Origin of the sequence: Kitasatospora sp. NPDC057936 (assembly GCF_042887525.1) — a bacterium.
GTDB lineage: Bacteria > Actinomycetota > Actinomycetes > Streptomycetales > Streptomycetaceae > Kitasatospora.
On record NZ_JBHVPD010000055.1, the window covers coordinates 1 to 11,640 of the forward strand.

The window sequence follows — 11,640 nt, forward strand, 5'->3', positions numbered from 1 at the left end:
ACTGAACGCCTTCGAGATCACCTTCGACGGCCGGCTCTCCATCGGCCGCCGGTAATACAAATCAACCTGAGTTACACCGTTGGCTGGACACACCCGTGGCCGGCGGGTTGACTGCGCCGGGGCTCGCTCGGACCGGGGATACCCGTGCTGAAGTGCGGGCCGGACACGGTCGGTGCGCGAGCGGGGGTCGGGACAGCAGGCAGGCACCGCGCTTCCGGGATCCCGCGAAGCTCCCCGTGACCACGGCCGCTCGCCGCGGCGCGTACGAGGTGGAGGGAGGAAAATCGCGCGACGATGGTGGCAGGACAGGACCGGGACGCGGGGGACGCGGCGGGAGACGAGGGAGATGGATGACCGGATCGGCTTGGCCGAGCTGCTGGCCGCAGCCGAAAGCGCGGCACCGGTGGCTTCGTTGGACATGGTCGCGCAGAACCTGCGGGAGCGGTTCGGCGCCCGGGACGTGACGTTCCTGTTCGTCGACGTGGTGGGGCGGCAGGTGGTGCGGATCAGCGAGGAGGACGGCCCGCAGCAAGGCCGCCATGCCGAGCAGATCCCCCTGGCGGGCAGCATCTACGACAGGGTCCTGCGCAGCCAGCACCTCGTGCAGGCGGAAGACTCCGAGCGCGGGCAGCGCCTGGTGGCACCCGTCACCAACCGCGGCGACACCATCGGCGTCCTGGAGCTGTTCCTCACTGAGGTCACCCCCGACGTGCTGGAACAGATCGAGGAAGCCGCGCACGCGCTGGCGTACATCGTCGTCACCGACCGCCGCTTCACCGACCTCTACCACTGGAGCCAGCGCACGGCCCCGATCAGCCTCGCCGCCGAGATCCAGCGCCAGCTCCTGCCCACCGCCCCCTCCTGCGAGGCAGCGCAGTTCGCCCTGGCCTGCGCCTTGGTGCCGACCAACGCCATCGCCGGGGACACCTACGACTACAGCCTCGACCGCGGCACCCTGCACCTGGCCATCACCGACGCGATGGGCCACGACGTCAGCGCCTCCCTGATGGCCACCCTGCTGGTCAACGCCTCCCGCGGCGCCCGCCGCGCCGGAACCGACCTCGCCGAACAGGCCCGCCGCACCAACCAGGCCCTCCTCGACCACGGCCACCACACCCTGGCCACCGGCCAGCTCCTGCGCATCGCCCTCGACGGAGGTGGCGCCCAGCTTGTCAACGCCGGCCACCCCTGGCCGCTGCGCCTGCGCAAGGGCATGGTCGAGGAGGTCACGCTGGCGGTCGACCTGCCCTTCGGCGTCCACGGGCCCGGCCCCTGGCACGTGCAGGACCTGGACCTGCAACCGGGCGACCGGCTGCTCCTGTACACGGACGGTACGCAGGACCGGCAGGCGCACTCGGTCGACCTTCCCGACGTGATCCGCAACACCGCCGCCGATCACCCCCGCGAAGTGGTCCGCACCACGGTCCAGGCAGTCAACGACGCGTGCGTCGGACACCCTCAGGACGACGCCACGATCGTCTGCCTCGACTGGTACGGGCCCTGAGGCTCGCCCCTGCGACAGGACGCCCGGTGTTTAGCGGCGGGATCGCACTGCCCGGTCCGGCCGAGCCGTCGGTGCCTTAGGGCAGCGGGGTGCCGCCGGTGGCGTTGAGGATCTCGCCGGTGATGTACGACGCCTCTGGCGAGGCGAGGAACACGAAGGCGGGGGCCATCTCGGCGGGTTGGGCGGGGCGGCCGAGCGGCGACTGCTCGCCGAAGTGTGCGACCTTCTCCTCGTCCATGGTCGCGGGGATCAGCGGTGTCCACACCGGCCCTGGCGCTACGGCGTTGACCCGGATCCCGTCGGGGGCGAGCTGCTGGGCCAGGCCCTGGGTGAACGCGACGATCGCCGCCTTCGTCATCGCGTAGTCCAGCAGGTGCGGGCTCGGCTTGTACGCCTGCACCGAGGCGGTGTTGATGATCGACGCCCCGGGACGCAGGCTGGGCAAGGCGGCCTTGGTGAGCCAGAACATGCCGAAGAGGTTGGTGCGCATGACCCGGTCGAACTGGGCGGTGGTGATCGCGGTGAGCCCGTCGGGCTGGGACATCTGGTAGGCGGCGTTGTTGACGAGGATGTCCAGGCCGCCGAGGTCGGTGAGGCATTGGTCGGGGAGCCGGGTGCAGAAGCCCTCGTCCCGCAGGTCCCCGGCGATGGGCAGGGGCCGCTGGCCGGCCTGTGCGATCAGGGCGGCGGTGGTGTCGGCATCGGCCCGTTCCTCGGGCAGGTGGCAGAACGCGATGTCGGCGCCCTCGCGGGCGAACGCGAGGGCAACCGCTCGCCCGATCCCGGAGTCGCCGCCGGTGATCAGCGCGACCTTGCCCGTCAGGCGGCCCGAGCCGCGGTAGGAGGCTTCGCCGTGGTCCGGCCGCGGTTGCATCTGCTCGCCGCTGCCGGGGTGCGGCAGGCTCTGCTCGGGAAGCGGAGGGCGCGGGTACTGCTGGGCTGGATTCTGCTGGGTGTTCTGGTCCGCACGGGTCACCACGTCGTCCTCCTCGCCAGCGGACGCGTGCCACTGTCATGGCCTGGCGCTTCCCGCCGTACCCGCCGAGTCTGCCCGTCCCGCCGCGGCACCGCGTTGTGCACCGCGGGCCCGGGGCGCCCCGCTCACCCGATTGGGGCCGCACGGGATCACCAGTGTGGCGGCGGTGTCGATCGCGGCCCGGCGCGCGGGTCACGCCGCTTCGGCGCCCTCCACGAGCAACCGCTCCAGGAGCCGGCAGCGGTGAAGGGCGGCGACGGGTTCCAGGAAGTCGGGGTGGCGCAGCAGGGCGGTGGCCTGGGCTTGATCCAGACGGTCAGGCGGGGTGGCCCGGTTCGATGCCCCGGGCCTGCCGGTAGGTCATCGGCCGGGCGGCCGGGCCGCGGCCGACCGCCACCGGGGCGAGGAGGAAGCCGACGTGGTCCCCGCCCTCCAGGCGGTGCAGGACCTTGCCGACGAACCAGGCGGGTGCGTCGCGCAGCAGTACCGTGTCGGCGGGGCCGCAAGTCCATTCGGCCAGGGCGAACTTGTCGGTGGTGTCCCCGGTGCGGCCGCCGAAGAGCTCGGCCAGGGCGTGGTCGGGCGGCAGCAGGTGGACGGCCAGGTGCTCGGCCGCCAGAGCGACGCGGTAGGTGCGGTTGGCGGTGGAGAGCCACACGACGAACCGTGGCGGGTCGATCGAGCACTGGCTTGCGAAGCCGACCAGACAGCCGGCCCGCCCGGCAGGGGTCGTGGCCGTCACGATGTAGAGCGGGTAGTCGAGCAGGTCCGTGAAGGCGTCGAACCCGTCGCCCTGCTCCGCCGATGTGGACCGCCTTCCGTCCATGTGCCCACACTCCGATCCGCAGCCGGTCGGGCCGCCACGCCGTCGCGCGGTCAGCGTGCTCCTGCCGCCGCACCCCACTCTGCCACCGAGGAGTGAGCGGCGGGTCTTGCCGCCGCGGTCGTCCGAGCCGGTCCCGATCGGATGGCGCACGGCCCTTACCCCCGGGCCGCGCGCCACCGCGCCGCAGGCGTCCGGTCGCGCCGGTCGGGCCTGGGCGGAGGTGATGACGCCTTGTGTCGGTTCGCGGAAGACGGGTACACGCGGTGTCGCAGCGCCCTGTGGCTGCTTGCCCGGGCACGTCTCCCGGGCACCGGGAATTTGTCGGAAAGGGAGCCTCCCATGCTCGCTCTTGTTCTCGTTCTGTTGCTCGCGCTGGTCCTGGGCGGTCTGGGATTCGCCGTCCACGTGCTGTGGTGGGTGGCGCTGGTGGTCCTGGCGCTGTGGCTGCTCGGCTTCGTCTTCCGCGGGGCGGCGGAGGGCGGGCGCAGCCGCTGGTACCGGTGGTAGCCCGTGCCGGTCACAACCGTGCCGGTCATCCAGGCCGGGGGGCGGAGGTCTGGTTGTGACCGTGTTCCTGGCACTGACGGTGATCGCCATCCTCCTGGGACTGGTAGGCGTCGCCGTCCACGGAGTGCTCTATCTGCTGTTCATCGGCATTGTCGTGTTCGTGGCCGGCCTGGCCCATCTCGGGCTGGCCGCCGCGCGCGGGCGTTCTGCCCGCTGAGGGCACCGCTCCGTCTGGTTACAGCGACCGGCGGAGCGGCCGGCCCGGTCAGGAGTCGTTCCCCACGCGCGGGGTAGACGCTCCGCCACCCCACAGAGGAGGGATCATGCCCGCGGGTTCGAACAAGAAGCGTGAACGCCAGTACGAGCACATCAAGGACAGTGAGCTGAAGAGCGGGAAGAGCCCCGAGCGGGCCAAGGAGATCGCGGCGCGGACCGTGAACAAGGAACGGGCCCGGCACGGCGAGTCGAAGACCGCCAGCCGCTCCTCCACCCACGACATGTCCTCCTCCCGGCGCGGAGGCCAGCGCTCTCACTCCGGCTCCCAGGGACCCACCAAGGAGCAGCTGTACAACGAGGCGAAGCAGCGCAACATCCACGGCCGCTCGACGATGAACAAGCAGGAACTCGCCAGCGCCCTGGGCCACTGACCGCACGGCGCGCCGGTGACCGGCGTGGCGCCTGCGTGCTGCGGGGCTGCCCACAGCCGCCCCCCAAACACGGAAGGACGATGCAATGAGCACGGACGGCACGGCTGCCCACCACGAGCACGACGACCCCCGTGGCGAAGACGACGGCACTGTCCGGGAGCGGTGCGAGCAGGAGCGGAACACCACGACTCCCACTCCCGAGGAAGCCCGAGCCAGGGCCGCGGACGACCACGAGGACGGGGAGGAGGCCGAGCCGCCCGCCGCCGACACCCAGGCCCCCTGACCGGCGGCGCCCGCCGGCCGGACGCGTCGAGACCCACGGATCGAGGTTTGTGATGGACGCGATCGTTCTGCTCAAGGACGACCACAAGACGGTGGAGAAGCTGTTCAAGGAGTTCGAGAAGGCCGATGACGGCGCCCACGCGGACAAGCGCCGCATCGCCGACCAGGTCATCGAAGAGCTGACCGTGCACGCCGTGATCGAGGAGACGGTGTTCTACCCCGCTGCCCGCGAGGCCGCCCCGGACACCACCGACCACGTGCTGGAGAGCGTCGAGGAGCACCACGTCGTGGTGTGGATGCTCTCCGAACTCGCCGCCATGGACCCGGAGGACGAGCGGTTCGACGCCAAGATGACCGTGCTGATCGAGAACGTGCGCCACCACGTCGAGGAGGAGGAGAAGGACTGGTTCCCCCAGGTGCGCAAGGCCATGGGCCGCAACCGCCTCGTGGAACTCGGCGAGCAGCTCGAAGAGGCCAAGAAGACCGCCACCCGCGACCCGCTGAAGGTCCCCAGCGCCGACGAGTAAGAGGGCGTTGCCCCGACCTGGGGGCGACGGAAGGAGTGACGGCCGTGGACCGCATCACCGACCCCTGGGGCGTGAGAACCCCGTACGCACCCGGTGATCCCTGGCCGGCCCGTGTGGACCTACAGCTGGCCGACGGCCTCACCGAGGCGGACGTGCAGCGGTGGGTGCCCTCCGCGTCGCTGCTCCACTCCAACGGCGACGCCATGGACATCGCGGTGCGCGACGGCCGGATCGTCGGCGTCCGAGGCCGCACAGGCGACCGGGTCAACCGCGGGCGGCTCGACATCAAGGACCTGTTCGGCTGGCAGGCCAACGCCTCGCCCGACCGCCTGACGGCGCCGCAGATCCGCCGTGACGGCAGGCTGGTGGACACGGACTGGGACACGGCCCTGGACGCCATCGCCCGTCGGTGCCGGTCCGCCCTGGATGGGGGCGGGCCGGGCGCGGTCGGCTTCTACACCTCCGGGCAGCTGTTCCTGGAGGAGTACTACACGCTCACCGTGCTCGCCCGGGCCGGCATCGGCACCAACCACCTCGACGGCAACACCCGGCTGTGCACCGCCACCGCGGGCGAGGCGCTCAAGGAGTCTTTCGGCTGCGACGGCCAGCCCGGCAGCTACGAGGACATCGACCACGCCGACGTGATCGCGCTGTGGGGCCACAACGTCGCCGAGTGCCAGCCCGTGCTCTGGATGCGCATCCTCGACCGCCTCCACGGCGCCGACCCGCCCGCGCTGCTCGTCCTCGACCCCCGCCCCACAGCGACCGCCCGCGAAGCGGCCCTGCACCTGGCACCGCGCCCGGGCACCAACCTCGCCCTCCTGAACGCCCTGCTGCGCGAGATCATCGTCACCGGCCTCGTCGACACCCGCTACGTCGAGGCGCACGCGGTCGGCTACCGGGACCTGGTGGCGCGCGTAGCGCCCTGCATCCCGGAGTGGGCGGCCGGCATCTGCGGCTTGAGCGTCCGCGAGATCCGCCGTGCCGCCGAGCTGCTCGCGGGCACCGACCGGCTCGTGTCCACCGTGCTGCAAGGCGTCTACCAGTCCCATCAGGCCACCGCCGCGGCGGTGCAGATCAACAACCTGCACCTGCTGCGCGGACAGCTCGGGCGTCCCGGCGCCGGCGTGCTCCAGATGAACGGTCAGCCCACCGCCCAGAACACCCGCGAGTGCGGCGCCAACGGAGACTTGCCGGGCTTCCGGAACTGGGCGAACCCGCGCCACGTCGCCGAACTCGCCGGCCTGTGGAACATCGACCCCGCCGTCCTGGACCACGGCGGGCCGCCCACCCACGCGCTGGAGCTGTTCCGCCTCGCCGAGACCGGCGAGCTGACGTTCCTGTGGATCAGTGCGACCAACCCGGCCGTGTCCCTGCCCGACCTCGCCCGCATCCGCCGCGTCCTCGCCCGTCCTGGCCTGTTCACCGTCGTGCAGGACATCTTCCCGACCGAGACCACCGAGTTCGCCGACGTGGTGCTCCCCGCCGCGACCTGGGGCGAGAAGACCGGAACCTTCACCAACGCCGACCGCACCGTCCACCTCTCCGAACAGGCCGTCGACCCGCCCGGCCAGGCGAGGCCAGACCTCGACATCTTCCTCGACTTCGCCCGCCGCATGGACCTGCGCGACCGCACCGGGCAGCCGCTGATCACCTGGAACGGTCCCGAGCAGGCGTTCGCCGCCTGGCAGCGGTGCAGCGCCGGCCGCCCGTGCGCCTACACCGGCCTCAGCTACCGGCTGCTGCGCGACCACGGCGGAACCCAGTGGCCCGCCACGCCCGAACGACCCGCCGGCACCTCGCGGCTGTACGCCGATGGCGACTTCCCGGCCCACCCGGACGTGTGCGAGACGTACGGCCGCGACCTCAATACGGGCGAGCCCGCCACCGAAGCCCAGTACCGCGCCCTGAACCCGCACGGCAAGGCCGTCCTGCGGGGCGCCGACTACCAGCCGGCGCCCGAACCCCCGGACGAGCGGCACCCGCTGTGGCCGACCACCGGCCGCACCATCTACCACTTCCACACCCGCACCAAGACCGGCCGCGTTCCCGAGCTCCAGCGCGCCGCCCCCGAGGTCTGGGTCGAATGCTCGCGCGCTGACGCCGACCGGTACGGCCTCGCCGACGGGCAGATGGCCGCCGTCGCCACCGCCCGCGGCACCGTCGCCGCGCGGGTCCGGATCACCGGCATCCGCGAGGGCCTGCTCTTCCTGCCGTTTCACTACGGCTACTGGGACCAGGAACCCGATCTCGCAGACGGCCCCGCCCGCCACGACCGGGCGGCGAACGAACTCATCCCCACCCGCCTCGACCCCGCCTCCAAGCAACCGGTCTTCAAGACCGCCACCGCCAGCATCGCCCCCCTCGAACAGCACGACTGAACCTGGCGCGAGCTCCTGCCGGTCAGGGTGCCGGGCACAGAGGGCTCGGGAGGAGGCGCAGGGCCTCGGCCACGCGCTGCCGGCGTCCAGCCGGCAGGCGCAGGGAGACGGCCCGTGCCGGGCGCGAGCCGCTCACAGGACGGTTCCCGTGCCGGAGTCCGGCCGCCGGGTCGCGCGGCGGTGCCCGAGTACGGCGGCGCTGACCGCCTGGTGCCAGCCGTTTAGCGTGCGTGCCTGCTCGGCGGCCCGCTCGGCAAGCCGTTCCAGCTGGACCCGGTCCAGGCGCTCGTCGCTGTCGGCGATGGCGTGCAGTGCCCGCCACAGCGCGGCCTTACCCTCGACGCCGGTGCGCAGCGCCTCCAGTTCGATCAGGTCGCTGAGCGGTGCGCGGCGGACCACGGTCCCGTTGGGCTTAAGCCGGCCCAGCCGTTCACCGGCGAGGCCGAGCCAGGTCCGGTAGCGCCGGACGGGTACGCCGAGCCGGTTCATGATCCGTACGAGGTCGTCGCGGTCCTGCTCGATGTCGCGGGCCAGCTGCCACAGGTCGCTCGCGCGGCGGCTGCCGGGATGGGTGCGGGCCATGCGCTCGGCGAGGGCGGCGCCGCCGAACGCGCCGGTCAGGTGGTCGTTCAGGTAGATGTGCAGGGGCTCGGCCAACGGCTGTGGGGACATCACGAATCCTTCGGTGCGACGACCAACTGGGACGCCGGGTGGATGCGGCGCCCCTCGGCCGGGGGCGGTACGGACACGGTGCTGGTCACTTCATCGTCCTGCGAGCGGCCGCGCCGTGCTCGCGCACGCACCCCGAGGGCGGCAGCGGTCCGTGTCTACGGCTGGAACAGCACCTTCACGGCGCCGTCCTGCTTGGCCTGGAACATCCGGTAGGCGTCCGGGGCCTCGGCGATCGGGACGTGGTGGGTGGCGAACTGCTCGGCTCCGAGCGGGTCGCCGTCGGCGAGCAGCGGCAGCAGGTCGGGCATCCAGCGCAGGACGTTGGCCTGGCCCATCCGGACGGTGAGCTGCTTGTCGAACATGGTCAGCAGCGGCATCGGGTCGGTCATGCCGCCGTAGACGCCGGACAGCGAGATCGTGCCGCCGCGGCGCACCATGTCGACGGCCAGGTGCAGGGCGTGGAGGCGGTCCAGGCCGACGCGGGTCATCAGGCGGGCGGCCAAGGCGTCGGGCAGCAGCGAGGTCATGCGCTGCGCGGCGGTGGCAGCGGGGGAGCCGTGGGCCTCCATGCCGACCGCGTCGATCACCGCGCAGGGGCCCCGGCCGCCGGTCAGCTCACGGGCCGCCGCGACCACCCCGCTGCCGAGCCGGGCCAGGTCGAGCACCTCGACCCCGCGCTGCTCGGCCCGCTCCAGCCGTTCGGGCACCAGGTCCACCCCGATCACGGTGCCGGCGCCCCGGTGGGCGGCGATGCGGGTGCACATGTCGCCGATCGGGCCGAGGCCGAGCACCGCGAGGCTGCCGCCTGGCGGGATGTCGGCGTACTCGACGGCCTGCCAGGCGGTGGGCAGGACGTCGGTGAGCAGCACGAACCGGTCGTCGGGCGGTCCGTGCGGGACGACGACCGGCAGGGTGTTGCCGAACGGCACCCGCAGCAGCTCGGCCTGCCCGCCGGGGACCTGCCCGTAGAGCTTGGTGTAGCCGAACAGGGCCGCGCCGGTGCCGTAGGGGTGGACCTGGGTGGTCTCGCACTGGGACTGGAGCCCTTGGACGCACATGAAGCAGGTGCCGCAGGAGATGTTGAACGGGACGATGACCCGGTCGCCAGGGGTGAGGGCGTGGACGCCGGGCCCGGTCTCGCGGACGATGCCCATGGCCTCGTGGCCGAGGATGTCGCCTTCGTCCAGGAATGCGCCGAGGACCTCGTACAGGTGCAGGTCGGAGCCGCACAGGCCGGTGGTGGTGACCTCGACCAGGATGTCGGTGGGTTGCTCGATCCGCGGGTCGGGCACGCTGCGGACCTCGACGGTGCGGCGCCCCTGCCAGGTGACTGCCTTCATCGGTTCCTCCTCGGAGACTGGGGCGGTGGACGGACGTTCAACGCCACTGGGCGGACGGTTCGTTGTTTCGGTGCCCGGCGCGCTCGCCGAGCACGGTCAAGCGGTGGAGGAAGCCGCCGCGCCGGTGGCTGCGGGCCGCCTCTGCCCCGGAGCGGCGGGGTTCGGGGGTGTCGCCGGCCGGGGGCAGCAGCCGGGAAGCCATGGCGAGGGCCCGGCCGGTGGTGGCAGGCGCCAAGCCGTGGACCAGCATTGCGGCCTTCGCCAGTGGCGTGAGCACCAGTTCGCGGCGGCCCTGTTCGACGGCGTCGGCGATCCGCCGGGCGGCCCGCCGCGCGTCGATCGAGACCAGCGGCAGCGAGGCGCCGGTGGCGAACCAGGCGTACTCCCGGCCCGGCCGCCCGGCGAACTCGGCGCCGTTCTGCGAGCCGGTCCGCATCAGGCCGGGCACCACGGTGGTGACCCGGACGCCGGTGGTCGCCAGTTCGGCGGCCAAGCCCTCCGAGAGGCCGACGGCCGCGAACTTGGCCGTGGAGTAGGGCAGGAGGTGGGGGACAGCGATCCGCCCGCCGACCGAGCCGATGGTGGCGATCGACCCGGACCCCCGGGCGAGCATCCCGGGCAGGACGGCCTGGACCAGCCGCAATGGTGCGAGGGCCATCAGCTCGTAGGCGTCCCGGAAGTCCTCCTCACCGAGCGCGGACAGCGGGCCGACCTGGATCGAGCCGGCGTTGTTGACCAGCAGGTCGACATCGGCCCCGAAGTGGAGGCGCACCCCGTCAAGTAGCTTGGCGGGGGCGTCGGCGGAGGTCAGGTCGCAGCTGGTGGCCGCGACCGCCCCGGGCAGTCCGCGCAGCTTGGCCAGGGCCCGTGCGAGGGCGAGTTCGTCGCGTCCGCAGAGCATTACGCGGCAGCCGCGCGAGGCGAGTTCGCCGGCGATCAGGAGGCCGAGACCTCGTGAGGAGCCGGTCACCAGGGCGATCCGTCCGGCGGTCGGGGTTCGCTTCGACATTGCCCTCATCTCGCTCTCCAATCATCCCGGGCGGGATCCGGCGCGTTACCGGCCCGGCTGACGACGGCGCGCACTCTCAGGTGTCCGCCGACGGGTGTTCCGCGTGGTCACGGTTGCGGTGGCTGGTGTCGCAGAAGGGGTAGCGGCGGCTGCGGCGGCAGGTGCACAGCTCGGTCACCGGGCGGTCGGCCCGGATGCTCCGCCCGTCGGGGAGCACGATCTCCACCGGTCCGTCGACCAGCACCGGACCGCTGCCGGTCAGCCGCAGCCGGGGAACGGCCTGTTCGTCACGGCCGGACACCGCGCACCACCACCAAGGTCTCCTCGTGCTGACCGCGCGCGATCAGACCACGGTCCTCGAACCAGTGGGTCCGCTCGGACATGACCGGCCCGAACGGCTGGGTCCGAGTCGCCGTCACACCGGCCCGCAGCCCGGTTCGGTGCAGCGCGGCGACGGTGGCCGCCGGGTCCGCCAGGGAGGACTGCACCACCAGCAGCACGCCGCCGGCGGTCAACAGCCGGGGCGCCTGCGAGCAGATCCGGTCCAGCAGCAGCCGCCCCGTGGGCCCGGCGTCCCAGGCCCGGGCGATGCCGCGCCGAGGGAGCCGGCTGCGGGCCGAGGGGACGTAGGGCGGGTTGGAGACGATGAAATCGAAGCGGCGACGCGTGACCGGCGAGGTCAGATCCCCCCGCCGGAGCGTGACGCGCAGGTGACGCAGCCGGGCGTTCGCCCAGGCGGTGGCCAGCGCCAGCCGGGACAGGTCCACGGCGGTCACCGCGGCGCCCAGTTCGGCGCCGGCCAGCGCGACCGCCCCGCTGCCGGTGCCGAGGTCCAGAAGCGTTGATCCCGGTGGTGGTTGCTCGTCGCGCAGTGCCTCGATCAGGAGCGAGGTGTCGCCCTGAGCGGGATAGACGCCGGGAGGTTGTAGGAGAAGCATGGTGGGCGCCTGCCCAGTTCATCCGTCTTGA

14 protein-coding genes are annotated in these 11,640 nt (G+C 72.5%); 7 read left to right on the plus strand and 7 right to left on the minus strand.

Annotation, left to right across the window (positions count from 1 at the left end; translation table 11 throughout):
• The first annotated feature begins 346 nt into the window (after positions 1-346).
• Positions 347-1,504, plus strand: coding sequence for a PP2C family protein-serine/threonine phosphatase (locus ACFVU9_RS26205; protein ID WP_387597311.1), 1,158 nt, complete (start codon positions 347-349; stop codon positions 1,502-1,504).
• 76 nt (positions 1,505-1,580) lie between these two features.
• On the opposite strand, the gene ACFVU9_RS26210 is transcribed toward ACFVU9_RS26205, so the two are convergent.
• Together ACFVU9_RS26210 and ACFVU9_RS26215 are read right to left on the minus strand one after the other, a co-directional pair.
• Complete coding sequence (locus ACFVU9_RS26210; RefSeq protein WP_387597473.1) at positions 1,581-2,480, minus strand: SDR family oxidoreductase; 900 nt, start codon at positions 2,478-2,480, stop codon at positions 1,581-1,583.
• 316 nt (positions 2,481-2,796) lie between these two features.
• Positions 2,797-3,306 carry a flavin reductase family protein gene (locus ACFVU9_RS26215; RefSeq protein ID WP_387597314.1) on the minus strand — a complete coding sequence of 170 codons (510 nt, stop codon included), beginning with the start codon at positions 3,304-3,306 and terminating at the stop codon, positions 2,797-2,799.
• 339 nt (positions 3,307-3,645) lie between these two features.
• On the opposite strand from ACFVU9_RS26215, the gene ACFVU9_RS26220 reads away from it, so the two are divergent.
• The 6 genes from ACFVU9_RS26220 to ACFVU9_RS26245 all read left to right on the plus strand — a co-directional run bounded on the left by ACFVU9_RS26220 (position 3,646) and on the right by ACFVU9_RS26245 (position 7,650).
• Positions 3,646-3,813, plus strand: a complete 168-nt coding sequence (locus ACFVU9_RS26220) for a hydrophobic protein (RefSeq protein WP_387597317.1) — start codon at positions 3,646-3,648, stop codon at positions 3,811-3,813.
• Between the two features lie 55 nt (positions 3,814-3,868).
• A complete protein-coding gene (locus tag ACFVU9_RS26225) occupies positions 3,869-4,030 on the plus strand; it encodes a hypothetical protein (protein ID WP_387597320.1) in 162 nt (53 codons plus the stop codon).
• Positions 4,031-4,136: 106 nt separating this feature from the next.
• On the plus strand, positions 4,137-4,460 hold the full coding sequence (locus ACFVU9_RS26230; protein ID WP_387597321.1) for a plasmid stabilization protein: 324 nt from the start codon (positions 4,137-4,139) through the stop codon (positions 4,458-4,460).
• Positions 4,461-4,545: 85 nt separating this feature from the next.
• Positions 4,546-4,743, plus strand: a complete 198-nt coding sequence (locus ACFVU9_RS26235) for a hypothetical protein (RefSeq protein ID WP_387597324.1) — start codon at positions 4,546-4,548, stop codon at positions 4,741-4,743.
• Between the two features lie 52 nt (positions 4,744-4,795).
• Positions 4,796-5,269 carry a hemerythrin domain-containing protein gene (locus tag ACFVU9_RS26240; RefSeq protein WP_387597326.1) on the plus strand — a complete coding sequence of 158 codons (474 nt, stop codon included), beginning with the start codon at positions 4,796-4,798 and terminating at the stop codon, positions 5,267-5,269.
• 35 nt (positions 5,270-5,304) lie between these two features.
• Entirely contained in the window at positions 5,305-7,650 is a 2,346-nt protein-coding gene (locus ACFVU9_RS26245) for a molybdopterin oxidoreductase family protein (RefSeq protein WP_387597329.1), read from the plus strand.
• A 132-nt stretch (positions 7,651-7,782) separates the two neighbouring features.
• Here the strand turns inward: ACFVU9_RS26245 and ACFVU9_RS26250 are convergent, their stop codons facing one another.
• The 5 genes from ACFVU9_RS26250 to ACFVU9_RS26270 all read right to left on the minus strand — a co-directional run bounded on the left by ACFVU9_RS26250 (position 7,783) and on the right by ACFVU9_RS26270 (position 11,609).
• Positions 7,783-8,322, minus strand: a complete 540-nt coding sequence (locus tag ACFVU9_RS26250; protein ID WP_387597332.1) for a hypothetical protein — start codon at positions 8,320-8,322, stop codon at positions 7,783-7,785.
• A 155-nt stretch (positions 8,323-8,477) separates the two neighbouring features.
• The gene (locus tag ACFVU9_RS26255) at positions 8,478-9,662 is read right to left on the minus strand and encodes an alcohol dehydrogenase catalytic domain-containing protein (RefSeq protein WP_387597335.1); all 1,185 of its coding nucleotides are present in this window, start codon (positions 9,660-9,662) and stop codon (positions 8,478-8,480) included.
• 37 nt (positions 9,663-9,699) lie between these two features.
• The gene (locus ACFVU9_RS26260; protein WP_387597338.1) at positions 9,700-10,671 is read right to left on the minus strand and encodes an SDR family NAD(P)-dependent oxidoreductase; all 972 of its coding nucleotides are present in this window, start codon (positions 10,669-10,671) and stop codon (positions 9,700-9,702) included.
• A gap of 76 nt (positions 10,672-10,747) precedes the next feature.
• Entirely contained in the window at positions 10,748-10,972 is a 225-nt protein-coding gene (locus ACFVU9_RS26265) for a CDGSH iron-sulfur domain-containing protein (RefSeq protein ID WP_387597341.1), read from the minus strand.
• Positions 10,959-11,609 (minus strand): HemK2/MTQ2 family protein methyltransferase, encoded by a 651-nt coding sequence (locus ACFVU9_RS26270; protein ID WP_387597343.1) that lies wholly within the window; start codon positions 11,607-11,609, stop codon positions 10,959-10,961. Before ACFVU9_RS26270 ends, ACFVU9_RS26265 begins: the two co-directional genes overlap by 14 nt.
• Positions 11,610-11,640: the final 31 nt, after the last annotated feature.